Origin of the sequence: Pseudomonas syringae pv. cilantro, from assembly GCF_001293775.1 — a bacterium.
Classification (GTDB): Bacteria; Pseudomonadota; Gammaproteobacteria; order Pseudomonadales; family Pseudomonadaceae; genus Aquipseudomonas; species Aquipseudomonas syringae_P.
Genome location: NZ_LGLN01000037.1, coordinates 104,430 through 127,820, shown reverse-complemented (window position 1 = coordinate 127,820; position 23,391 = coordinate 104,430). Strand labels below are relative to the sequence as shown.

The 23,391-nt window shown below is 58.3% G+C and carries 17 protein-coding genes and 2 pseudogenes; 9 read left to right on the top strand and 10 right to left on the bottom strand.

Annotated features, from left to right (window positions below):
* Window position 1 precedes the first annotated feature (1 nt).
* From ABJ99_RS11900 to ABJ99_RS11865, 8 genes are all read right to left on the bottom strand, one after another.
* Window positions 2-1,012 carry an ABC transporter permease subunit gene (locus ABJ99_RS11900; protein WP_005620502.1) on the bottom strand — a complete coding sequence of 337 codons (1,011 nt, stop codon included), beginning with the start codon at window positions 1,010-1,012 and terminating at the stop codon, window positions 2-4.
* Between the two features lie 74 nt (window positions 1,013-1,086).
* Entirely contained in the window at window positions 1,087-2,682 is a 1,596-nt protein-coding gene (locus tag ABJ99_RS11895; protein WP_054086007.1) for an ABC transporter substrate-binding protein, read from the bottom strand.
* Window positions 2,683-2,766: 84 nt separating this feature from the next.
* Window positions 2,767-4,146: an OprD family porin gene (locus ABJ99_RS11890; RefSeq protein ID WP_054086006.1), complete on the bottom strand. Its 1,380-nt coding sequence runs from the start codon at window positions 4,144-4,146 to the stop codon at window positions 2,767-2,769.
* A gap of 156 nt (window positions 4,147-4,302) precedes the next feature.
* A complete protein-coding gene (locus tag ABJ99_RS11885) occupies window positions 4,303-5,892 on the bottom strand; it encodes an ABC transporter substrate-binding protein (protein WP_054086005.1) in 1,590 nt (529 codons plus the stop codon).
* Window positions 5,893-6,196: 304 nt separating this feature from the next.
* Window positions 6,197-7,825: an ABC transporter substrate-binding protein gene (locus tag ABJ99_RS11880; protein WP_054086004.1), complete on the bottom strand. Its 1,629-nt coding sequence runs from the start codon at window positions 7,823-7,825 to the stop codon at window positions 6,197-6,199.
* Between the two features lie 258 nt (window positions 7,826-8,083).
* A complete protein-coding gene (locus tag ABJ99_RS11875) occupies window positions 8,084-9,691 on the bottom strand; it encodes an ABC transporter substrate-binding protein (protein WP_054086003.1) in 1,608 nt (535 codons plus the stop codon).
* A gap of 96 nt (window positions 9,692-9,787) precedes the next feature.
* On the bottom strand, window positions 9,788-11,344 hold the full coding sequence (locus ABJ99_RS11870; RefSeq protein ID WP_054086002.1) for an HET-C-related protein: 1,557 nt from the start codon (window positions 11,342-11,344) through the stop codon (window positions 9,788-9,790).
* 224 nt (window positions 11,345-11,568) lie between these two features.
* Window positions 11,569-12,282 (bottom strand): SIMPL domain-containing protein, encoded by a 714-nt coding sequence (locus ABJ99_RS11865; protein WP_054086001.1) that lies wholly within the window; start codon window positions 12,280-12,282, stop codon window positions 11,569-11,571.
* A gap of 193 nt (window positions 12,283-12,475) precedes the next feature.
* Here ABJ99_RS11865 and ABJ99_RS11860 point away from each other — a divergent pair, with 193 nt between their 5' ends.
* The 9 genes and pseudogenes from ABJ99_RS11860 to ABJ99_RS11820 all read left to right on the top strand — a co-directional run bounded on the left by ABJ99_RS11860 (window position 12,476) and on the right by ABJ99_RS11820 (window position 22,021).
* Window positions 12,476-13,735, top strand: a complete 1,260-nt coding sequence (locus ABJ99_RS11860; RefSeq protein ID WP_054086000.1) for an ATP-binding protein — start codon at window positions 12,476-12,478, stop codon at window positions 13,733-13,735.
* On the top strand, window positions 13,732-14,292 hold the full coding sequence (locus ABJ99_RS11855; RefSeq protein WP_007249101.1) for a response regulator transcription factor: 561 nt from the start codon (window positions 13,732-13,734) through the stop codon (window positions 14,290-14,292). Before ABJ99_RS11860 ends, ABJ99_RS11855 begins: the two co-directional genes overlap by 4 nt.
* Before the next feature lie 89 nt (window positions 14,293-14,381).
* Window positions 14,382-15,884: pseudogene (locus ABJ99_RS11850) on the top strand (ABC transporter ATP-binding protein/permease); the annotation flags it as partial.
* Window positions 15,885-16,214: 330 nt separating this feature from the next.
* Window positions 16,215-16,964 carry a FadR/GntR family transcriptional regulator gene (locus ABJ99_RS11845; protein ID WP_007249099.1) on the top strand — a complete coding sequence of 250 codons (750 nt, stop codon included), beginning with the start codon at window positions 16,215-16,217 and terminating at the stop codon, window positions 16,962-16,964.
* A 282-nt stretch (window positions 16,965-17,246) separates the two neighbouring features.
* A complete protein-coding gene (kdgD, locus tag ABJ99_RS11840) occupies window positions 17,247-18,158 on the top strand; it encodes a 5-dehydro-4-deoxyglucarate dehydratase (protein WP_054085998.1) in 912 nt (303 codons plus the stop codon).
* A 165-nt stretch (window positions 18,159-18,323) separates the two neighbouring features.
* The gene (locus ABJ99_RS11835; protein WP_054085997.1) at window positions 18,324-19,709 is read left to right on the top strand and encodes an MFS transporter; all 1,386 of its coding nucleotides are present in this window, start codon (window positions 18,324-18,326) and stop codon (window positions 19,707-19,709) included.
* Window positions 19,710-19,719: 10 nt separating this feature from the next.
* Window positions 19,720-21,273 (top strand): galactarate dehydratase, encoded by a 1,554-nt coding sequence (garD, locus tag ABJ99_RS11830; RefSeq protein ID WP_007249097.1) that lies wholly within the window; start codon window positions 19,720-19,722, stop codon window positions 21,271-21,273.
* 130 nt (window positions 21,274-21,403) lie between these two features.
* Window positions 21,404-21,643: a PLD nuclease N-terminal domain-containing protein gene (locus tag ABJ99_RS11825; RefSeq protein ID WP_007249096.1), complete on the top strand. Its 240-nt coding sequence runs from the start codon at window positions 21,404-21,406 to the stop codon at window positions 21,641-21,643.
* Between the two features lie 186 nt (window positions 21,644-21,829).
* Complete coding sequence (locus ABJ99_RS11820; protein ID WP_054085996.1) at window positions 21,830-22,021, top strand: hypothetical protein; 192 nt, start codon at window positions 21,830-21,832, stop codon at window positions 22,019-22,021.
* Window positions 22,022-22,325: 304 nt separating this feature from the next.
* Here ABJ99_RS11820 and ABJ99_RS29115 read toward each other — a convergent pair whose 3' ends face one another.
* On the bottom strand, window positions 22,326-22,526 hold the full coding sequence (locus ABJ99_RS29115) for a hypothetical protein (RefSeq protein ID WP_057447147.1): 201 nt from the start codon (window positions 22,524-22,526) through the stop codon (window positions 22,326-22,328).
* A 215-nt stretch (window positions 22,527-22,741) separates the two neighbouring features.
* A pseudogene (locus tag ABJ99_RS11815) lies at window positions 22,742-23,368 on the bottom strand (sulfite exporter TauE/SafE family protein); the annotation flags it as partial.
* Window positions 23,369-23,391: the final 23 nt, after the last annotated feature.

Genomic DNA, 23,391 nt, shown 5'->3' with positions numbered 1-23,391 from the left:
CTCAGCGCTGATGACGGATGCGTGGGTTGGCAAAGCCGTAGAGGATGTCCACCACGAAGTTGACCAGGATCACCAGACAGGCGATCAGCAGAATGCCGTTTTGCACGACCGGATAGTCTCGCGCGCCAATGGCTTCGATCAGCCACTTGCCGATACCCGGCCAGGAGAAGATCGTTTCGGTCAGGACCGCACCGGCCAGCAGCGTGCCGATTTGCAGACCGAACACGGTCAGCACCGGAATCAACGCGTTGCGCAGGCCGTGAACGAATACCACACGTGCCGGCGACAGGCCTTTGGCCCGAGCCGTACGCACGTAGTCTTCACGCAGCACTTCAAGCATCGACGAGCGGGTCATCCGGGCGATCACCGCCAGCGGGATGGTGCCCAGCACGATGGCCGGAAGAATCAGGTGATGCAGGGCATCGAGAAACGCGCCTTGCTCGTCGCTGAGCAGCGTGTCGATCAGCATGAAGCCCGTTACTGGCGGAATGTCGTACAGCAGATCGATGCGCCCGGACACCGGGGTCCAGCCCAGGCTCACCGAGAAAAACATGATGAGAATCAGGCCCCACCAGAAGATCGGCATGGAGTAACCGGCCAGGGAAATGCCCATGACCCCATGATCGAACAGGGACCCTCGCTTGAGGGCGGCGATCACGCCAGCCAGCAGGCCGAGGATGCCCGCGAAAATCAGTGCTGCCAGCGACAACTCGAGGGTTGCCGGGAACAGCGAGGTGAACTCGCTCCAGACACTGGTGCGCGTACGCAGCGATTCACCGAGATCGCCCTGGGCGAGCTTGCCGATGTAGTCGATGTACTGGGCATAGAGTGGCTTGTTCAGACCAAGACGTTCCATGGCCTGAGCGTGCATTTCCGGATCGACCCGGCGTTCACCCATCATGACTTCGACCGGGTCGCCCGGAATCAGACGGATCAGGGCGAAGGTCAATAAGGTGATGCCGAAGAAAGTGGGTATCAGCAACCCCACTCGGCGGGCGATAAAACTAAACATCTTGGTGTGTACCTCATCAGCCGGTTAGGCGTGCTCCGGCGAGTCTCGGGTTATGAGCTCGCCGGATTATTTTTCTACTTCACCCTGGTAGTGGCGAAGTTGTTAGTGGTGAGCGGGCTTATTTGATAGCCCTCTACGTTGTTGCGCATGGCCGTGAACATTCTGGTGTGTGCCATGCTGATCCATGGCTGGTCCTTGTTGAATAGTGCCTGAGCCTGCTGATAGAGCGCGGCGCGCTCCTGCGGCTCCACTGTTTCGCGAGCCTTGTCGATCAGCTTCTGGAAGTCGGCATTGCACCAGCGTGCATAGTTCTCGCCGTTTTTCGCCGCTTCGCAACTCAGCATCGGGGTCAGGAAGTTATCAGGGTCGCCATTGTCGCCTGCCCAGCCGGCCGACACCATGTCATGTTCGCCATTCTTGGCGCGTTTGAGCATTTCACCCCATTCCATGACGCGAATGTCGATCTTGATGCCGACCTTGGCCAGGTCGGATTGCATCATTTGCGCACCGAGCATCGGGTTGGGGTTGGTCGGGCCACCGCCGTTACGGGTGTAAAGGGTGAACACAGTGCCTTCCGGCACACCCGCTTCCTTCAGCAAGGCGCGTGCCTTGTCCAGATCCAGAGGCGGGTTCTTCAGGTCCTTGTTGTAACCCAGCAGGGTCGGAGGATAAGGGTTTACCGCGACGGTAGCATTGCCTTTACCAAACAACGCATTGACATACGCTGCTTTGTCGAAAGCCATGTCAATGGCTTTACGTACCCGTACGTCGCTCAGGTATTTGTGCGTGGTGTTGATCGCGATATAGGACGTCGTCATCGCATCCATTTCATCGACCTTGAGATTCGGGTCTTTCTTGATGCTCGGGATATCGTCCGGCTTAGGATACAGCGCGATCTGGCATTCGTTGGCCTTGAGCTTTTGCAGGCGCACGTTGTTGTCAGTGGCGATGGCGAGGATAAGCGCTTCGGACGGCGGCTTACCGCGGAAGTACTCCGGGTTGGCCTTGAAGCGCACCTGCGCATCTTTCGCATAGCGCTGGAAAATGAACGGCCCGGTGCCAATCGGCTTGCTGTTCAGGTCGTTAGTCTTGTTGGCTTTCAGCAACTGGTCGGCGTATTCGGCCGGATAGATCGAGGCGAAGGCCATGGCGATGTCAGCCAGGAAGGGCGCTTCACGGCGGGTCAGGGTGAACTTGACGGTGTAGTCGTCAGTTTTCTCGACGCTTTTCAGCAGCTCTTTGAAGCCCATGCTTTCAAAGTAGGGGAAGCCGACGCTCGACTTGTCATGCCATGGGTGTTTCGGGTCCAGCTGACGCTGAAAACTCCAGAGCACATCGTCGGCGTTCATGTCGCGGGTCGGTTTGAAGTAGTCGGTAGTGTGAAACTTGACGCCTTTACGCAGGTGGAAGGTGTACGTCAGGCCGTCTTCGCTGATATCCCAAGACTCAGCCAGTGCCGGAATCACTTCCGTGGTGCCGGGTTTGAAATCGGCCAAGCGGTTGAACACGGTTTCAGCCACGGCATCGGCCGTTACGGCGGTCGTGTATTGCACCATGTCGAAGCCTTCAGGACTCGCTTCGGTGCAGACCACCAGAGGTTTTGCCGAAACACTGACGGCGACGCTGAGCAGGGTCAGGGCGATCGAGTTGCGTAGCGATAACAGTTTCAATGTGAACCCTCCATAGAATTGACGCCGGTCTTGGTGCTCTGACGCGAGACGGTTGCCTCGCGTCAGAGCGGTTTTTTCAGCGAATCAAAGAATGTTGAACGGGATGGTGGTCACCAGACGGAATTCGTTGATGTTGCCATCAGCCTGATTCTCGCTGGCGCGGTGCGTGGTGTAAGTTGCGCGAATAGCGGTGGCCTTGAGCGGGCCGGACTGGACCGAGTAGGACGAACCGATGCCGTACTCGTAGTGGGTTTCGCCGTCCATTGCCAGCACGTCGGTGTAGCCAGTGCCTCTGTAGTGAGTACCGTCGATGTCCCAGCCACGCGCCTGATAGATGTTGAACTTCAGGCCTGGCACGCCGTATTCGGCCATGTTCAGCACGTAAGCGATCTGCAGGGATTTCTCGTTCGGGCCGTTGAAGTCCGAGAGCAGGGAGTTGGCCAGGAAGATAGCGTTGGTGTCGTGGGCGTAGTCGAAATACTCGTTACCGTTTACTTCCTGGTAGGCAAGGCTGACGCTGTGCGCATTGTGCGTACCGGTGAAGGACAGGCTGTAGGTGTCGTTGTCGATTGCGCCCAGTTTGCTTTGACCGGCATCTTTCGTTTTGTAGTAGTTCAGGTTGGTGCTCAGCGCGAATACTTTGCTGTCGCCCAGTTCGTGGGTGAACGCGAAGTAGTACTGGTGCCAGAAGTCTTCCAGGTTCGACGCATAGAAACTGGCGGTCAGGCTGTCGGTCGGTTTGTAGTCACCACCGAACATGTCCAGGCGGTCGGCAGTCTGGCTGCGATCACCGTACTCGGAGCGGAACTTGTCCTGGCTCTGTTCCATACGTGGCGATACACGGTCGAAGCTGCCGGCCTGCAGGGACAGGTTGTTGAACTCGTCGCTCTGGACGGCCACACCCTGGAAGCTGGAAGGCAGTGCGCGGTTGCCGATGAAGGCGATGACCGGGGTGTTCACCGACTGGCGACCCATGGTCAGCACGGTGTTGGAAACACGTGCCTTGACGTTGCCCAGACCCATTTTGCTCCACTGACCGACGGCATCGCCGTCACGGTCGGCCAGAGTACGGTTGGAATTACCCGCAAAGTCATCGGTGTCACGATCCAGCGCGATGGCGTTATACAGCGCCAGCTCGGTGGAGAAACCGACCACGCCCTGGGTGAAGCCCGAGCTGTAGTTGATGATGGTGCCCTGCTGCCAGTTGATGCGGCGCGGGGTCTGCTTTCTGACGCCGTCGTCGTTATAGCTGAACGTGCTGTCGCGACGTCGCAGTTCGTTGGCGTACCAGTTGCGGGTTGTGCCGGTCAGATGTTGATCTTCAAAAAAGCCATTGGCGTCGGCCTGTGCATTCTTGGAACTCAGCTCGGTCGGCACGAAGGTCTGGCTGGCTGGCGCTGCCTGAACCATCGCGCCAAATGACGAGAGAGATAAGGCCAATAATGCAGTGCTTGTTGTTTTCACGATGTGCAGCTCCCTTTATCACTTTTATAAATGCCAGTTTTTTAAAGTCTGGCTTTTGGTGGTGCAGGGCCTGGGGCCCTGCATTGTTACAGGTATCAATGCGCAACGGCGGGCTTGCGCCGTACACAATACGGCGAAGGCAAGCCTGGGCGGGAATCAGTCAACGACGCTCACGCCCGAAAAGTTGTTGCGGCCGAACGGGCTGACATGGAAGTCCTTGACCTCGGTACGCAGCGGCTGATTGACGGTCGAGTGGGCAACCGGCGTGATTGGCACCTGTTCCTTGAGGTAGCGTTGCGCCTGTTTGTACAGATCGGTGCGCTGCTCGCGATCGGTGGTGGCAACGGCGGCCTTGATCAACTGGTCGTATTTCTCGTCGCACCACATCGAATAGTTGTTACCGCCAATGGCGGCGCAGCTGTACAGGGTGCCGAGCCAGTTGTCCGGGTCACCATTGTCGCCGGTCCAGCCGATCAGCGAGATATCGTGCTCGCCGTTCTTGGTGCGCTTGAGGTATTCCCCCCATTCATAACTGACGATGTTGACCTTGATGCCGACCTTGGCCCAGTCGGACTGGAGCATCTCGGCCATCAGCCTTGCATTGGGGTTATAAGGACGCTGGACCGGCATGGCCCACAGGTTCAGTTCGGTGCCTTCCTTGACCCCGGCAGCACGCAACAGCTCTCTGGCTTTTTCCGGGTTGTAGGGCGCATCCTTGATGCTGTCATCGTAAGACCATTGGGTCGGCGGCATGGCATTGACTGCCAACTGCCCCGCGCCCTGGTAGACCGCGCCGATGATGGCTTTCTTGTTGACCGCCATGTCCAGCGCCTGACGTACCTGAAGGTTGCCAAGCGGTTCATGACGCACGTTGTAGGAGATGTAACCGAGGTTGAAGCCCGGTTTCTCGATAACCTGCAGGCTTTTGTCTTCCTTGAGCTTGGCGAGGTCCGCCGGGCGCGGGTTGAGCGACACCTGGCACTCGTTGGCTTTGAGTTTTTGCATGCGTACCGAAGCGTCAGTGTTGATGGCGAAGATCAGCTGATCGATCTTCACCCGGCTCGGGTCCCAGTATTCCTTGTTGCCCTTGTAGCGAATCTGCGAGTCCTTCTGATAGCGCTGGAACACGAAAGGTCCCGTGCCGATCGGCTGCTGATTGATGTTTCTGACATCACCTTTGGCCATCAACTGTTCTGCATACTCGGCAGACAGAATACCGGCGAAGTTCATCGCGATGTTTTGAATGAACGCGGCGTCAACCGTATTGAGGGTGAAGACCACGGTCAGCGGATCGGTTTTCTCGACGGACTTGATCTTCTTGTTCAGGCCCATTCCGGTGAAATACGGAAACTCGGTCGGGTAAGCGACGCGAAAAGGGTGATCAGGTTTGAGCATGCGGTTGAACGTGAACAGCACGTCGTCGGCGTTGAAGTCGCGACCGGGCTTGAAGTCCTTGTTGCTGTGAAACTTGACGCCTTCGCGCAAATGAAAGGTATAGACCAGACCATCCGGCGAAACATCCCACGAAGTCGCCAGACCCGGAACCACCGAAGTGTCCCCCTGCTTGAACTCGGTCAGGCGGTTGTAGATCGGTTCTGATGCATCGTTGTCAGTGGCCGAGGTGTATTGCGCGCTGTCAAAGCCCGCCGGGCTCGCTTCCGAGCAGAACACCAGGTTGTTCGCCTGAGCCAGCGGAGCCAGGGCAAACAGCCCCAGGCACGACGTCATCGCAAGAGTTTTACGCATGATGATCCCTATCCTTAAAAGGACGAGCCAAGGCTCGAATGTCTACAAGGCCCCCAGGCACGCCCGGTGCTTCGCGATTTACCAGCGCCATGCGGCGACAGCTTCCTGCCTGTTGCCACAACATTTCGACGTTAAGTCGATAGCGGCGTGCGGTATATAGGCTTGAAGGCTGCAAAGCTCGTAGGAAAAAGCGCGGTGACAGTGAAAACGCATCGCTGACGACACGTTTCCAGCTGACTGCACGGGCTGCATGTTCAGGTATGGCGGACACTGCGCCGGGTGAACGGCGCAGCAACCGCCGCTATTACTTCCCGGTCACGCTCACACCGTAGAAGGAGTTCAAGCCAAACGGGCTGATCTTGAAATCCTGAACGCTGGTACGCATGGGTTGATAGACAGTCGAGTGCGCGATAGGGGTCATCGGCACTGCGTCTTTCAGCAGGTGTTGCGCCTGTTTGTACAGTTCGGTGCGCTTGGCCTGATCAGATGTTTCCTTGGCCTGATGGATCAGCGTGTCGAAAGGCTCGTCGCACCACTTGGCAAAGTTGTTGCCGTTCCGCGCGTCGCAGCCAAACAGGGTGCCGAGCCAGTTGTCCGGGTCACCATTGTCGCCACTCCAGCCAATCAGCATCGCGCCGTTTTCACCATTCTTGGCGCGCTTGATGTATTCGCCCCATTCATAGCTGACGATCTTGACGTTGAGACCGATCTTCTTCCAGTCGGACTGGAGCATCTCGGCCATCAACTTGGCGTTGGGGTTGTAAGGACGCTGTACCGGCATCGCCCACAGGGTGATTTCAGTGCCTTCCTTGACGCCTGCCTTTTTCAGCAAGGCCTTGGCTTTCTCGACGTCGAACGGCGCATCCTTGATGGTTTTGTCGTAGGACCATTGGGTGGGCGGCATGGCGTTGACGGCCAGCTGGCCTGCGCCCTGATACACGGCATCGATGATGCCCTGTTTGTTGACCGACATGTCCAGCGCCTGACGAACTTCCTTGATGGCCAGCGGGTTGGGCTCGTCGCTGCCTTTGATCTTGTCCATGGTGTTGTAGGCGATGTAACCCAGGTTGAAGCCTGCCTGATCAGGCATCTTCAGATTCTTGTCAGCCTTGAGGGGGTCCAGATCGGCAGGGCGCGGGTAAGCGGTGACCTGGCATTCGTTCTTCTTGAGCTTCTGCATGCGCACCGATGCATCGGTGGTGATGGCGAAGATCAGATTGTCGATCATGACGTCTTCAGGCTTCCAGTAATCCTTGTTGCCGGTGTAGCGGATGTTGGAATCTTTCTGGTAGCTCTTGAACACGAACGGGCCAGTGCCGATCGGCTGCTGGTTGATCAGTTCCGGCTTGCCTTCCTTGAGCAGCTTGGCGGCGTATTCTGCGGACTGAATCGAAGCGAAGCTCATGGCCATGTTCTGAATGAACGCGGCGTCGACGGTGCCAAGAACGAACTTGACGGTGTGGTCGTCGACTTTCTCGATCTTCTTGATATTGGTGTCCATCGCCATATCGGTGAAGTACGGGAATTCGGTCGGATACGCTTTGCGGTAAGGCATGTCCTTGTCAATCATGCGATTGAATGTGAACAGCACATCGTCGGCGTTGAATTCGCGGGTCGGCTTGAAATAACGCGTGGTATGGAATTTCACACCCTCACGCAGATGGAACGTATAGCTCAGGCCGTCTGGCGAGATATCCCAGCTGGTTGCCAAGCCTGGCACAACGGCGGTGCCGCCGCGTTCGAACTGGCTCAAACGGTTGAAAATGGTCTCTGCCGCGGCATCGAAGTCAGTGCCGGTGGTGTACTGACCTGGATCGAAGCCGGCAGGGCTGCCCTCGGAGCAGAACACCAGGTTCGATGCTGCGTGGGCGAAAGGTGCGCTGGCGAGCAAGCTGGCGCCGAGCAGAAACGGAATGACCGCGTGTTTGAGCATGATTGCCTCAGTTGTTGTCATTTTTGATTAGAGGAAACGGCCTCGAGAAGCCGATCCGTCCGATACTTATGCAGGGGCCATACCCAAATCAAGGCAATGACGTCAAAGAAGCGACAAAGAGTGGCACGATCGTACAAGAATGTCGCGAAAGTGTAATTTTCTGGGCAGTTGATCGTTTGCGCGGTGCATTTTGAATCTGTTCGCGCACCATTGGGGCGCAACCGGGTGAGAAAAATGCACCCGGTTGGAGCCATGTTGTTACTTTGCTGTTCCCAGGCTGACACCATAGAAGGGCGTCAGACCAAAAGGACTGATCTTGAAGTCCCGCACTTCCTGACGCATGGGCTGAAACACCCGGGAGTTGGCAATCGGGGTGATCGGCACTTGTTGCTTGAGAATGTGCTGGGCTTGCTGATAGAGCTTGATGCGTTCATCGCGGTTGGTCGTGATCTTGGCCTGCTGCACCAGCTTGTCATAAGCCGGATTGCACCATTTCGCGTAGTTGCTGCCTTTGACGGCTGCGCAGCTGTAGAGCACACCGAGCCAGTTGTCGGGGTCGCCATTGTCACCGGTCCAGCCGTAGATCATCGCGTCATGCTCGCCGGCCTTGGCGCGCTTGATGTACTCGCCCCATTCATAGCTGACGATGTTGGCCTTGATCCCGATCTTTTCCCAGTCGGACTGAATCATCTGCGCCGACATGCGCGCATTGGGGTTGGAGGCGCGCTGAACGGTCATGGCCCACAGATCGATCTTCGTCCCCGGCGCCACACCTGCTTCCTTGAGCAGCTGTTTGGCCTTGGTCACATCGTGTGGCGCATCCTTGATCGTCCGGTCGTAGCTCCACTGGCCAGGCGGCAGGGCGTTGTCGGCCAGCTGGCCTGCACTCTGGTAGACCGCCTTGATGATGGCCGGCTTGTCGATGGCCATGTCCAGCGCCTGACGAACCTTGAGTTGATCAAGCGGCGCGTGGGTCACGTTGTAGGCCAGAAAACCCAGGTTGAAGCCTGGCTGACTCAGGACCTTGAGCTTAGGGTCCTTTTTCATCTCTTCGATGTCCTGCGGACGTGGATAACCGCTGACCTGGCACTCACCGGCCTTGAGCTTCTGCATGCGCACGGCGGCATCGCTGCTGATCGAGAAGATCAGGTTGTCGATCTTCACATCCTCGGGCTTCCAGTAGTCGGTGTTGCCGACGTAGCGGATCTGCGAGTCCTTCTGGTAACGCTTGAACACGAAAGGCCCGGTGCCGATCGGCTTCTGGTTCAGCTCTTCTGCTTTGCCTTCCTTGAGCAGTTGGTCTGCGTATTCGGCGGACTGAATGGAGGCAAAGCTCATGGCCAGATTTTGTACGAATGCCGCATCAATGTTGTTCAGCGTAAAGCGCACGGTCTGCGGATCGACTTTCTCGACGCTCTTGATCGTCGTGTTCAGGCCCATGTCGGTGAAGTACGGCGACTCCGACGGGTAGGCCTTGCGGAACGGGTGATTGGCATCGAGCAGGCGATTGAAAGTGAACAGCACATCGTCGGCGTTGAAGGTGCGGGTCGGCGTGAAATAATCCGTGGTATGGAATTTCACACCGTCGCGCAGGTGAAACGTGTACGTCAATCCGTCAGGTGACACATCCCAGCGGGTAGCCAGCCCGGGCTCTACTTCGGTTCCGCCGCGCTTGAACTGGGTCAGACGGTTGAAGACAGTCTCAGCCGAGGCATCGAAGTCCGTACCGCTGGTGTATTGACTCGGGTCGAAACCGGCCGGGCTGGCTTCGGAGCAATACACCAGAGTGCTCGCCGCCTGGGCCATTGGTACGCAGGCCAGCAGTGCAGTAGTCAAAAGCAGCGGTTTGAAAAGTGTGTGTCCCATGGATCCCTCGCGTGGTACGGCAGTCACCGTGCATGAATATCGATAATCAGATAGCCAGCGGATAGTGCCGTACTTGGTCGGGTTCGGACAACACGCTTACTTGCCGGTCATTCTCGTCCACAAGTCCGCCAACGAAGTGCTTTCGAAAAAAATGTTCAGAAAGCTGCTGCTGTCCTGACTGAAACGCTGCAAGTCTTTCTTTGCGTTGCTTTGCAAGTCGGACTGATATCGATCCAGCTCGCTCTTGAGTGCGGCACGTTCGATTTGCGCCGGATTTGCCTCGGCCCATTCACGGATGATGGCGTCTTGCCATTCACAGTCCATTGGGTGAGTGAAAAACCGTGCGGCAACGCGGGCCGGATGCTCGATATCCTCTTTGCCTTGCCATTGGCCCAGAAGAGCCTGACCCACTTGAAGCACTGCTTTTCTGGCAAGGATTGCAGCGGGCACATGCAAGGGATGTTGCGCGTGATCCTTGGCCAGTTGCGAGTGTGACGGGTCGGTCGAGCCGCTGGTATTGGGGTCTTCGTCGAGCAGGGTTTGCAGATCGTCGACGCTGTTGCCCAGCCAGACGGCCAGACTTTGCATGGCGATACCAAACGCATTGCCAAGCAATCGCCCCGGCGTACCGATGAATGCGTAGAACTTTTCGACCTGTTCGGAGAACGGCAGGCTGGCCCATTGATCGCGAGCTTCGAGAAACGCCTCGTAGCCCGCAAGCAGACGCTGATCCGGGTGCTCGCCGAGGATGATCAGGAGAATCTGGTCGCGCTCATAACGTTCTCCGGCCTTGAACATCTCGAACGGCTTGTCGTCTGGTGAGAACAGAATATTGCCCAGCGGTTCTGCGAGGCTGGCGATGATATCGCTGCCGCCGAACGTGCCGGTCACCAGTGGCAATTGGTGCTTGCAGTTTGCCCTGGACGTCCAGGGCAGCACATGGGTGTGGCCGAGCTTGATCAGGCTCAGTTCCACGAAGTTGGAGTGGGCGAAGAAGTCCTCAAGAATATGCAGCGCCGCTCCCATGTCCCGGAGACCGTCAGTGGAGTGTGGGCCAGCCTTTACGGCTGACTCCAGACCTGCGGTCATGATGTCCACCGAACGCTGAATATAGCGTTTCATCGAGGTCTCATGATCGACCTGTAAAACCGGGTCGTCGGGCATTACCCAGTCATCGAAATCGGCGTCGCGCTCTTTGGGGCTGGCCGGTTTGGGGGTGATGGCCTTGGGATTATCGATGTGTTCAGCAGGCCTATAGACGCCGAGTCGCTCCGGTGTCACGACAAAGCGCGAGCGGTCGGTCTGCATCAGATCGGTGAATTCCTTCACCGCCAGCACGTCTACGATGCGGGTCAAGGCCTCGCGGGACAGCAGGTCAGGGAAACTTTTCGGCATGGTCGTCGCCCGGACGATCTTCGGGTCGAGCAGTTGCGAATAGTCGCGCAGCCAGTTGCCGAAATAGATTGCGCGTATCTCGTCAGGTCTGAAACCTGCGGACTCGAGAACTGCCTCGATAGCGCCATGAGTATGCTTGTGTTCGTCGCCTTTCCCGGCTTCAAACGCCAATGGCGCGGGAAGCGGTTCGCTGTTTATGTCTGTATCCGGATTGTGGGCAACAGCAAAGCGTTCGGAAGTGCTCTCCGGGTGGTTCATCCTTGATTCCTTTGGGATAAAGACGCGCTGGCCGTATCGCTCGGTCAGGGCGGTGGTCTGTGAAGTGAGTGCGTAGTTTCGCGGGTTGGGAGGCTGTCGCCAATCAGACGACACGCCGGCAAACGTAGGAGATTGCCGGGGCGCAGAGGGGGATCAAGAGGAGAGGGGGGAAGTGGTTCGCAGGTAATGGAAAGTGGCGGCAGTCGAAACTGCCGCCTGGTGAATCAAGGCATCGCGACTTCAATCACGCCATCGGCCGCGACGCTGACCTGGCTGGTGCCGGCTTCGACATCCGGAGTCGGTGCCGCTTCGTCACGCAAGGATTTCGCCATCATCATGGCCGGCGCGCGCAGGTAAGGCTGCGGGTAGCCGGAGGTATTGAGGTTCAGGTTGACCAGTTTGTAGCCTGTGCCGCCCAGCGCTTCGGTGACCAGCTGGGCGCGAGCCTTGAACGCCGTCACGGCATCCTTGAGCAGAGCGTCTTCGCTGGTCTTGCGGGTCGATGGCGAAATAGAGAAGTCCATGCCGCCCATTTTCAGGTCCGTCAGCATCTCCCCGGTGAGCTTTGACAGGACCGCGAAGTCGGCGCTTTCCAGACGCAGTTCGGCACGCTCGCGCCAGCCGGTGATTTTCTGGCCCTTGTCGTCGTAGACCGGGTAACTGTTGCGGCTGCCCTGACGGATTTTCACGTCCTTGACCTGACGCGCCTGGCTCAGCGCTTTGTTCAGGGTTTCAGTGATCTGCGCCGCCAGTTTTGCCGGGTCGCTGTCCTGCGCTTCGGTGTACAGCGTTACGAGCATCAGGTCACGCTGGACTTCCTGATTGACCTCGGCACGCAGGGAAATCTGATTGTAACGGGCTTCCTCAGCCAGAGCCGGCAGGCTGGACAGAGCAGCGGCCAGCGCGACGAACGCGGCAGCGGGGCGGAGATTGAACATGGGAGCTCCTTGTTATCAAACGTCCATCCAACGATTGCCGGATGGTGCAAAGCCTCAAGACTTTAGCCTTATACGCCGGTTTCTGCGATGACCAGACGCTCTGACGTGTGGTGCGATGACGCACTTTTCCAGTTTTGCCTCCCGCTTGGTTATACTCGTCGCGGTCCACCTGGAGCACTCATCAGGAGAGCTCATGCTCGCCCCCGTTCAAATGCTTTCAGCCACACGGCAAAACCTGTGGCGCCTGACATTCATCCGCATTCTGGTGCTGGCCGCGCAGGCAGGTTCGGTCGGGATTGCGTGGCTGTTCGATTTTCTGCCGTTGCCGTGGCTGCAACTGTCGATCACCCTGGGCTGTTCGCTGGTGCTGTGCGGGCTGACCGTCATCCGCCTGCGCACCTCCCTGCCGCTGACCGAGTTCGAGTACGCGCTGCAACTGGCCCTCGACCTGCTGATTCACAGCGCCTTGCTGTACTACTCGGGCGGCTCGGCCAACCCGTTCGTTTCCTATTATCTGGTGCCTTTGACCATCGCCGCCGCCACGCTGCCCTGGCGGTACTCGCTGATCCTGTCCGGCTTCGCGCTGACGATGTACACCATGCTGATGGTTCGTTCCTACCCACTGGAAACCGACGCCATCGCGCGGGAAAACATGCAGGTCTACGGCATGTGGCTGAGCTTTGCGCTGGCGGCGGGGGTTATCACCTTTTTTGCGGCGAAGATGGCCGAAGAGCTGCGTCGTCAGGAACAGTTGCGGGCCGAGCGACGCGAGGAGGGCCTGCGCGATCAACAGTTGCTCGCCGTCGCGACCCAGGCCGCAGGCGCTGCCCATGAGCTGGGCACTCCGTTGGCGACCATGAGCGTGCTGCTCAAGGAAATGCGTCAGGACCATAACGACCCCGCGTTGCAGGACGACCTGGCGGTGTTGCAGGAGCAGGTCAAGCAGTGCAAACAGACCCTCCAGCAACTGGTGCGCGCTGCTGAAGCCAATCGGCGCATGGCCGTGGAGCAACAGCCCGCCACCCGCTGGCTGGACGAGTCGCTCAATCGCTGGCATTTGATGCGCCCGGAAGTGAGTTACCGCTTCTTTCAGCTGGGCAAAGGCGAGGTGCCCATGCTGGCCCCGCCGCCGGACTTGACCCAGGCGCTGCTCAATCTGCTCAACAACGCCGCTGATGCCTGCCCCGACGGGCTGGAAGTCAATCTGGACTGGGACAGCGCAGAAGTCTGCATCAGCATTCGCGACCACGGCGCTGGCGTGCCGCTGGCGATTGCCGAGCAGATTGGCAAACCGTTCTTTACTACCAAGGGCAAAGGTTTCGGCCTGGGTCTGTTTCTGAGCAAAGCCAGTGTCACCCGTGCGGGTGGCTCGGTAAAACTCTACAGTCATGAAGAAGGCGGTACGCTCACCGAGCTGCGCCTGCCCCGTGACGCGCGAGGAGAAGAAGCATGAGTGATGAAAATCAGGTCGAAGGCGAAGAGCTGCCGCATCTGTTGCTGGTCGATGACGATGCAACGTTTACCCGCGTGATGGCCCGCGCCATGAGTCGGCGCGGATTTCGCGTCAGCACGGCCGGGTCGGCCGAAGAGGGGCTGTTGCTGGCGCAGCAGGACATTCCTGAATACGCCGCGCTGGACCTGAAAATGGACGGCGACTCCGGCCTGGTGCTGCTGCCCAAACTGCTGGAAATGGACCCGGACATGCGCGTGGTGATTCTCACCGGTTATTCGAGCATTGCCACGGCGGTCGAAGCCATCAAACGTGGTGCCTGCAATTACCTGTGCAAGCCCGCCGACGCCGACGACGTACTCGCTGCGCTGCTGTCCGAGCACGCCAACCTCGACACGCTGGTGCCCGAGAATCCGATGTCGGTTGACCGCCTGCAGTGGGAGCACATCCAGCGCGTGCTGGCCGAGCACGAAGGCAACATTTCAGCGACGGCACGGGCGCTGGGCATGCACCGCCGAACCCTGCAGCGTAAATTGCAAAAGCGCCCCGTTCGGCGCTGATGAAGGTTTTTTCATAGTGATCGCGTAGGCGTTTTTTTGCTTCATTGTGCTCAGGCATCGTAGTTCCATAGAGAGCGAGCCTGAACCACATGAATCGCAATGCTGAATATTCGGTCGTCAACGATACGGTAAAGGGGGCATTTTTCCCCCGTGTCTGGAAGCTGATAGCGCCGTATTGGCGCAGTGAGGAAAAGAAGTCTGCCTGGGCTTTGCTGATCGCAGTGATCGCCTTGTCACTGTTCAGTGTGCAGATATCAGTCCTGTTCAACAGCTGGTATCGGGACTTCTACAATTCGCTGCAGAACAAGGATCTGGCGGCGTTCACTCACTTGATCCTGTACTTCAGCGGGATTGCCGCCATCGCTATCCTGGCCGCTGTCTACCGCCTGTACCTGACCCAGATGCTGACCATCCGCTGGCGTCGCTGGCTGACCGAGCAGCACTTCGCCCGCTGGCTCGAGCACAAGAATTACTACCATCTGGAGCAGGGCGGTTACACCGACAACCCCGACCAGCGCCTGTCCGAAGACCTCAATGAGTTCACCACCAGCACCCTCAGCCTCGGGTTGGGGTTGATGAGCGCCGTGGTCAGTCTGGTTTCGTTTTCGGTCATTCTCTGGGGCGTATCGGGCAGCATTGAGCTGTTTGGCATCACCGTCAACGGTTACATGTTCTGGGCGGCCATGCTCTATGCGTTGGTGGGCAGCTTGCTGACGCACTGGATCGGCAAGCGCCTGATCCCGTTGAACAATCAACAGGAACGCTACGAGGCAGACCTGCGTTTTGCCTTGGTGCGCGTGCGGGAAAACGCTGAAAGCATCGCTTTGTCCGAGGGCGAAAAGAATGAAAATCAGCGTTTGAGCGGGCGCTTCACGATGATCTGGAATAACTTCCGGACCTCGATGAAAGTCCAGAAGCGCCTGACCTTCTTTACGTCCGGTTATGCGCAGATCGCGCTGATTTTCCCTTTCATTGTCGCCGCGCCCCGCTATTTCGCAGGCAAGATCGAGCTGGGTGATCTGATGCAGATCAATTCGGCGTTCGGCAACGTGCAGGAGAACTTCAGCTGGTTCATCAGCGCCTACAGCACGTTGGCGTCATGGCGTGCCACGTCGGATCGTCTGCTGAGTTTCCGCCAGGCCATGACCGAACTCGAGGCGCAACAGCCTGCCATCAACACGGTTTCCGGTGCGGATGCGCTGGTTCTTAGTGATCTTGGGCTGAGTATCGGCGGGGGGCGACAGTTGCTGAACGATGCCAACCTGCGCATCGGCGCAGGTGAGCGAGTCATGCTCAGCGGTCCGTCGGGCAGTGGCAAAAGCTCTTTGCTCAGGGCGCTGGGCGGCTTGTGGACAGAAGGCGCAGGTATGATTCAACTGCCGGCTGGTCCCGCGCTGTTTCTACCGCAACGGCCTTATCTGCCCATCGGCACCCTGCGCGAAGCGATGAGTTATCCACAGCCTGCCGATCATTATCCGGCCGAGCGTTTTGCCGACGTGCTGATGCAGTGCCGTCTTGAGCATCTGGTGCCGCGTCTGGATGAAAGCAATCATTGGCAAAGCTTTTTGTCGCCCGGTGAGCAGCAGCGCGTAGCATTTGCCCGTGCGCTGCTGATTGCGCCGCGCTGGCTGTATCTGGATGAGGCGACTTCGGCGATGGATGAAGAGGATGAGACAGCGATGCATCGCGCGATCATCGACGGCCTGCCCGGGATCGGCCTGCTCAGTGTCGGGCATCGCAGCAGCCTGAAGCGTTTTCATGACCGGCATATACGCGTTGAGGGGCGCACCTTGATCGAACAATCGACTTCCGAACCTGTTTGAGGTCGGTCCTGTCCGGAGGTTGGCGCTTTTTGAGGGTGTGATCATACAACCGCTGAGCTATGATTAGCCCTTGTTTAGCAGTCCAGAGATCGATGTTGGATGGAAAATCAAAGCGCTCTGCCTCGCGCCCGCAGAAAACACCGCAGCCTCGCGCAGGAGCTGGTGACCGAGCTGTCCGAGCGTATTCGCAGCGGCCAGCTCAAGCGCGGCGATAAACTGCCCACTGAATCCGCGATCATGGAAGAGCAGGGCGTCAGCCGGACGGTGGTGCGCGAGGCGATCTCGCGTCTGCAAGCGTCCGGTCTGGTCGAGACCCGGCACGGCATCGGCACCTTCGTTCTGGACACGCCGAGCCCTAGCGGCTTTCGCATCGATCCAGCGACCATCGTTACCCTGCGTGATGTGCTGGCGATTCTGGAGCTGCGCATCAGTCTGGAAGTGGAGTCGGCAGGGCTTGCCGCTCAACGTCGCAGCGATGAGCAACTGGCAGCCATGCGCGCCGCACTGGACGCGCTCAATGAAAGCGCCGCCCACGCGACCGATGCGGTGGCCTCGGATTTCCAGTTTCACCTGCAAATTGCGCTGTCGACCGGTAACCGCTATTTCACGGACATCATGACTCACCTGGGGACCAGTATCATTCCGCGCACGCGCTTGAATTCTGCGCGTCTGGCCCATGATGATCAGCAGCATTACATGGACCGCCTGAGCCGTGAGCACGAAGAAATCTTCGACGCCATCGCCCGCCAGGACTCCGACGCCGCCCGCGCCGCCATGCGCCTGCACCTGACCAACAGTCGCGAACGCCTGCGCCATGCGCATGAAGAGGCTGAATCGCAGCGGGCTTGAAGATCAAAAGCGGACGCAGAGCGCCCAGAACTGCATGCGACGCGTAGCGTCGCACGATAGTCGAGATCGTTCCGCACGCTCCAGCGTAGGAATGCCTTGCGTGACGCTCTGCGTCACAAATCTGCGCTGCATCGCAGAAGTCAAAACCTGCCCCCGTCCGCTCCCTCTGAAAAAACCCGAAAATCCCTGTTGAGTGATTTTATTATCAGTTGTACGATGACTTACGACATCGGCACTGGCCCGGTGATCTTCTAACAATTATGTCTCCAGGGTGTTCGAATAATGAATCCACAAGAACTGAAGTCCATCCTCTCTTCCGGTCTGCTGTCCTTCCCGGTTACCGATTTCAACGCACAGGGCGATTTTCATCGCGCTGGCTATATCAAACGTCTCGAGTGGCTGGCTCCTTACGGTGCAAGCGCTCTGTTCGCTGCGGGCGGTACAGGTGAGTTCTTCTCCCTGGCGGCCAGCGAATACTCCGAAATCATCAAGACTGCCGTCGACACTTGCGCCACCAGCGTGCCAATCCTCGCCGGTGTAGGCGGTGCCACCCGCCAGGCCATCGAATACGCTCAGGAAGCCGAGCGTCTGGGCGCCAAAGGTCTGTTGCTGCTGCCGCATTACCTGACCGAAGCCAGCCAGGACGGTGTTGCCGCTCACGTTGAAGCGGTTTGCAAATCGGTCAAGATCGGTGTGGTGGTCTACAACCGCAACGTCTGCCGCCTGACGCCAACCCTGCTGGAGCAACTGGCCGAGCGCTGCCCGAACCTGATCGGCTACAAGGATGGCCTGGGTGATATCGAACTGATGGTTTCGATCCGTCGCCGTCTGGGTGATCGTTTCTCTTATCTGGGCGGTCTGCCTACCGCCGAAGTCTACGCTGCGGCTTATAAGGCGCTGGGCGTGTCGGTCTACTCGTCGGCGGTGTTCAACTTTGTTCCGAAACTGGCGATGGACTTCTACCACGCCATTGCCCGCGACGATCACGAGGCCGTTGGCAAGTACATCGACGATTTCTTCCTGCCTTATCTGGAAATCCGCAACCGCAAAGCCGGTTATGCCGTGAGCATCGTCAAGGCTGGCGCGAAGATCGCCGGCTACGACGCAGGCCCGGTTCGCGCGCCATTGACCGACCTGACACCGGACGAGTGCGACATGCTCGCCGCTCTGATGGACAAGCAAGGCAAGCAATAACAGCTGTAACGCCAGAGCCGCTGAGCGATCAGCGGTTTTTTCGTTGCCCTGCATGATTCTTACAGGTGGCAGGTGTCATCGCCGTGACACTGCCAAGGGGCCTGTAACGCTACACCCAAAAAACAGCTTTACCCGCGTAAAAAAATAATCAGTGGGAGCTTTACCATGCAAAAGTCCAAGCCGACGCACGTCCGCTATTTGATTCTGTTGATGCTGTTTCTCGTCACCACGATCAACTATGCCGACCGTGCCACCATCGCAATCGCGGGTTCCAGCATCCAGAAAGACCTCGGCATCACGCCGGTCACGCTGGGCTATATCTTTTCTGCATTCGGCTGGGCCTACGTGGCCGGTCAGATCCCTGGTGGATGGCTGCTCGACCGGTTCGGGTCGAAGAAAGTCTATGCCATGAGCATCTTCACCTGGTCGCTGTTCACCCTGCTGCAAGGCTACGTCGGTGAATTCGGCATTTCCACTGCGATTGTCGCGCTGTTCATGCTGCGCTTTCTCGTCGGGCTGGCCGAAGCGCCTTCCTTCCCGGGCAACGCGCGCATCGTGGCGGCCTGGTTCCCGACCGCCGAGCGCGGTACGGCTTCGGCGATCTTCAACTCGGCGCAATACTTCGCCACCGTGCTGTTCGCTCCGTTGATGGGCTGGATCGTCTACACCTACGGCTGGCAGCATGTGTTCGTGGTCATGGGCGCGGTCGGGATCGTGTTCTCGATGATCTGGATGAAGGTCATTTACGGTCCGCGCAATCACCCGATGATCAACGAGGCCGAGTTCGAACACATCTCCAGCAATGGGGCACTGGTCGATCTGGATCAGGACAAAGGCAAAGGCGCGCCAAAAGCAGCCAGCAGCGGGCCGAAGTGGGACTACATTCGCCAGTTGTTGACCAACCGCATGATGCTGGGCATCTACCTCAGCCAGTACTGCATCAACGGCATTACCTATTTCTTCCTGACCTGGTTCCCGGTGTACCTGGTTCAGGAGCGCGGCATGACCATCCTCAAGGCGGGCATGATCGCGTCGTTGCCGGCCATCTGCGGCTTCATCGGCGGGGTCCTGGGCGGAATCATTTCCGACTACCTGCTGCGCAAGGGGCACTCGCTGACCTTCGCCCGCAAGGCGCCGATCATCGGTGGATTGCTGCTGTCGACCTCGATCGTGACTTGCAACTATGTGGACGTGGAATGGGTGGTCGTCGGCTTCATGGCGCTGGCATTCTTCGGTAAAGGCGTGGGCGCACTGGGCTGGGCGGTGATGTCCGACGTTTCGCCCAAGCAGATCGCCGGCTTGAGTGGCGGCCTGTTCAACACCTTCGGTAACGTTGCATCGATCACCACCCCGATTGTGATTGGCTACATCATCAGCAGCACCGGCTCGTTCAAATGGGCACTGGTGTTTGTCGGCGCCAACGCGCTGGTGGCGGTGATCAGTTACATTTTCATCGTGGGTGAAATCAAGCGTGTGGAATTGAAAGAGCCGCCTGCCAAGGGGCCATTGCTGAACGATCCAGTCAGCGACCTTTCCGAAGCAAAATCCTGAGGAAACCGTGATGAACCTGATTCAACATGCCGATTCTCCACGCTACATCCGGCTGCATCCGCTGGATAACGTCGTGGTCGTGGTCAACGACCAGGGCGTGCCGGCCGGGACCGAGTTCGACAACGGCCTGGTGACCGTCGATAACGTGCCGCAGAGCCACAAGGTCAGCACCGTTGATCTGGCGGTCGGCGAGGCGATCATTCGTTACGGCCATACCATTGGCTACGCGCTGCAACCGATCCCGCGCGGCAGTTGGGTCAGGGAAGATCAACTGCGCATGCCGTCTGCGCCGGCGCTCGACAGCTTGCCGATGTCCGACGCGGTGCCGGAGAAACAGGCGCCGCTTGAAGGCTATACCTTCGAAGGCTACCGCAATGCCGACGGTACAGTGGGCACCCGGAATATTCTGGGCATTACCACTACCGTGCAGTGCGTGACCGGCGTGCTGGACCATGCGGTCAAACGCATTCGTGACGAATTGTTGCCCAAGTACCCGAACGTTGACGACGTTGTGGCGCTGACCCACAGCTACGGCTGTGGTGTGGCGATCACTGCCACCGATGCCTACATCCCGATTCGCACCGTGCGCAATCTGGCGCGCAACCCGAATCTGGGCGGCGAAGCGCTGGTCATCAGCCTGGGCTGCGAGAAATTGCAGGCCGGGCAGGTCATGCACGAAGGCGACAGCTCGGTGGACCTGAGCGATCCCTGGTTGTACCGGCTTCAGGACTCCAGCCACGGCTTCAATGAAATGATCGAGCAGATCATGGAACTGGCCGAGACGCGCCTGAAGAAACTGGATCTCCGTCGTCGCGAGACCGTTCCGGCCTCGGAGCTGATCCTTGGCATGCAATGCGGCGGCAGTGATGCGTTTTCCGGCATCACCGCCAACCCGGCGCTGGGCTATGCCTCGGACCTGCTGTTGCGCGCTGGCGCGACGGTGATGTTTTCCGAAGTGACTGAAGTGCGTGATGCCATTTACCTGCTGACCTCCCGTGCGCAGGACCAGGACGTCGCTCAGGCGCTGGTTCGCGAGATGGACTGGTACGATCGCTATCTGGCCAAAGGCGAAGCGGATCGCAGCGCCAACACCACGCCAGGCAACAAGAAGGGCGGGTTGTCGAACATTGTCGAGAAATCCCTGGGGTCGATCGTCAAATCCGGCAGCAGCGCGATCAATGGCGTGCTTGGCCCTGGCGAGCGTGTCAGCGGCAAAGGCCTGATCTTCTGCGCCACGCCGGCCAGTGACTTTGTCTGCGGCACGCTGCAACTGGCCGCCGGGATGAACCTGCATGTATTCACCACCGGGCGCGGTACTCCATATGGTCTGGCGATGGCCCCGGTGGTCAAGGTCTCGACCCGCACCGAACTGGCCCAGCGCTGGCCCGACCTGATCGATATCGACGCCGGCCGCATCGCCACCGGACGCGCCAGCATCGAGGATCTGGGCTGGGAGCTGTTCCACTTCTATCTGGACGTGGCCAGCGGCAAGAAAAAAACCTGGACCGAACACTACCGTCTGCACAACGACATCACCCTGTTCAACCCGGCACCGATTACCTGACAGGGTGTGCCGCTGCGCGCTGTGTTGAGCACAATCCGAAAGATTCTCTGAACTTTAGTGCGCTCTCTGGCCTCTTCTACTGTAGGGCGGCTGGTCTGGCCGCCTTCGTTGAAGGTGCAGGAGATTTCAAATGGGTTGGATATCGGAAAATCATTTGTGGTTGTTTGCAGCGCTGACCGCCCTGATCGTGATTTCGGACATCTGGGCAGTCATGCGTATTCGCAAAAGCAAGACACAGTCCAGCAACAAGCTGATGTGGATCATCGTCGTCGTCGCCGTGCCGATTGCTGGCGTACTCGCTCTTATCGTTGCAGGTCCGCGTCATGTGGACACCCCTGCCAAACCTGAGCAGCAAAGCACCAAGTACTGACCCCGCCTTCGATAAATACCCCGCCAGCCAGCGGGGTATTTCTTTTTCAGCGCCATTTTCCCCATCCTCAGACCCTCTGCATGGAAAGATGCGCCGTCGACTGGCAAAAATAAAAAACTCTGCAATTCTTCTGCAATGACGAGGTGTTTATATGCTCGCCATCCAGACCCGAAAAGGAGAGAGCACATGTCGATCATCACCAAGTGGGCGTTGCAGGCGGTTGCATTATTTGTGTTGGGCTGGATGGCGTCAGTCACGGCGAGCTGGAGCAATAACGTTGCCAGTGGCACAGGCAGTGACCGGCTGGCAGAACTGAACAGTGGCGTACTGACGACGTCAGCAGTCGCCAGCTTGAGTGCTGACACACGGGTTGAATGAGCTCGCCAGGCCATTACTTTTTCGCAGGCAAAAAAATGGCCCACAACGGGGTGGGCCAAATGGGATTCATCAAAGGAGTGGGTTCAATTTATCCAGCCTGACGTGAAGAGGATGTGAAACGGATGTCATGGAAACGAGAACTGTTTCAAATTCAGGACAGTTCTGAAAAGCGCTGAAAGAGGCGTGCAACGGAGTGGTTGCAGAGTGCCCGGCGTACCCACGCGCGGCATCGGTAAGACCAGCAGCAAACGGATCAGCCGTATGACAGCGCTGATCCGCGATTCAAGAGGCGAGTCTCAAAGCTTCAGCGGGCCATGGCCCTGGCGCTTCGCTCTGGAGCGACATGTTGCGTCATGTGAGGGAGTGGATGGGGCGCATCGATCCGGGATTTCATGCGATCTGCAAATTCTCTGGCTTCCTGCCAGCTCCGGCAGCTCACCGGATAGTCATCCAGTTTTACAACCCAGTTAGCTCCGTACATACCTTCTTCAATTCGGATAAGCATGGTTGGCATCCTCCAGTCAGTAAGGTTGAATCTGTGCCGAGTCATCGGCGCGAAAGCAGACGACGAAATCCTGCGCCGAAAATCCGCATTGGGCTACAAAAAATTACAAATCCCGATGAATGCGACTTATCGTCTGAAGCCTGCATCGGAGCGCTGAAAAAGTTTGCACGCGGGCAGCCTGACGCAAAAATGTGACAGGCTGTGGGGAGGGCGAATCAGAATGCCAGTTTGAAGCCGATAATGCCCAGCATGACTGCCAGACAAGGGCGCAGCAGATCATCGGACACGCGGCCAGCCATGTGACTGCCCAGATAGATGCCCGGCAGCGAACCCATCAACAGCCAGCCCAGCAATTCCCAGTTCATGTTGCCCATGCTCGCGTGGCCCAGACCGGCGACCAGCGTCAGCGGGACGGCATGCGCGATTTCTGTGCCGACCAGGCGTCGGGTGGGCAGTAGCGGATAAAGAATGAACAGCGCCACGGTGCCCAGCGCGCCCGCCCCGATGGACGTCAGTGCGACCATGGTGCCGAGGATCAGGCCGGTGATAACGGTCAGTATCGTCAGGCTGGTGCCGCTGAAAAAGGAATGACCGTCGCCGCGGCCGTGGGCGAAGGCCAGCAGCCTTTTCTTGAACAGAATGGCCAGTGCGGTCAGTAGCAGGACAAACCCCAGCGCCTGTTTGATGATCGCGTTCAGCGCATCAGGTGCCGTGTGCAGCGAACTCAGAAACCACAGCGTCATGAGCACGGCCGGAACGCTGCCGAGGGTCAGCAGACCAGTGACCTTCCAGTCGATATTGTCGTTTTTACGGTGAACCAGCACCCCGCCGGATTTGGTAATCGGGGACTGTCAGATTTTTTGTG

Bases quoted from the DNA above. Each gene is read 5' to 3' on its own strand.
- ABJ99_RS11900 (WP_005620502.1), bottom strand. From the start codon at position 1,012: ATGTTTAGTTTTATCGCCCGCCGAGTGGGGTTGCTGATACCCACTTTC.
- ABJ99_RS11885 (WP_054086005.1), bottom strand. From the start codon at position 5,892: ATGCGTAAAACTCTTGCGATGACGTCGTGCCTGGGGCTGTTTGCCCTG.
- ABJ99_RS11880 (WP_054086004.1), bottom strand. From the start codon at position 7,825: ATGCTCAAACACGCGGTCATTCCGTTTCTGCTCGGCGCCAGCTTGCTC.
- ABJ99_RS11875 (WP_054086003.1), bottom strand. From the start codon at position 9,691: ATGGGACACACACTTTTCAAACCGCTGCTTTTGACTACTGCACTGCTG.
- ABJ99_RS11870 (WP_054086002.1), bottom strand. From the start codon at position 11,344: ATGAACCACCCGGAGAGCACTTCCGAACGCTTTGCTGTTGCCCACAAT.
- ABJ99_RS11865 (WP_054086001.1), bottom strand. From the start codon at position 12,282: ATGTTCAATCTCCGCCCCGCTGCCGCGTTCGTCGCGCTGGCCGCTGCT.
- ABJ99_RS11860 (WP_054086000.1), top strand. From the start codon at position 12,476: ATGCTCGCCCCCGTTCAAATGCTTTCAGCCACACGGCAAAACCTGTGG.
- ABJ99_RS11855 (WP_007249101.1), top strand. From the start codon at position 13,732: ATGAGTGATGAAAATCAGGTCGAAGGCGAAGAGCTGCCGCATCTGTTG.
- ABJ99_RS11845 (WP_007249099.1), top strand. From the start codon at position 16,215: ATGGAAAATCAAAGCGCTCTGCCTCGCGCCCGCAGAAAACACCGCAGC.
- kdgD (WP_054085998.1), top strand. From the start codon at position 17,247: ATGAATCCACAAGAACTGAAGTCCATCCTCTCTTCCGGTCTGCTGTCC.
- ABJ99_RS11835 (WP_054085997.1), top strand. From the start codon at position 18,324: ATGCAAAAGTCCAAGCCGACGCACGTCCGCTATTTGATTCTGTTGATG.
- garD (WP_007249097.1), top strand. From the start codon at position 19,720: ATGAACCTGATTCAACATGCCGATTCTCCACGCTACATCCGGCTGCAT.
- ABJ99_RS11825 (WP_007249096.1), top strand. From the start codon at position 21,404: ATGGGTTGGATATCGGAAAATCATTTGTGGTTGTTTGCAGCGCTGACC.
- ABJ99_RS11820 (WP_054085996.1), top strand. From the start codon at position 21,830: ATGTCGATCATCACCAAGTGGGCGTTGCAGGCGGTTGCATTATTTGTG.
- ABJ99_RS29115 (WP_057447147.1), bottom strand. From the start codon at position 22,526: ATGCTTATCCGAATTGAAGAAGGTATGTACGGAGCTAACTGGGTTGTA.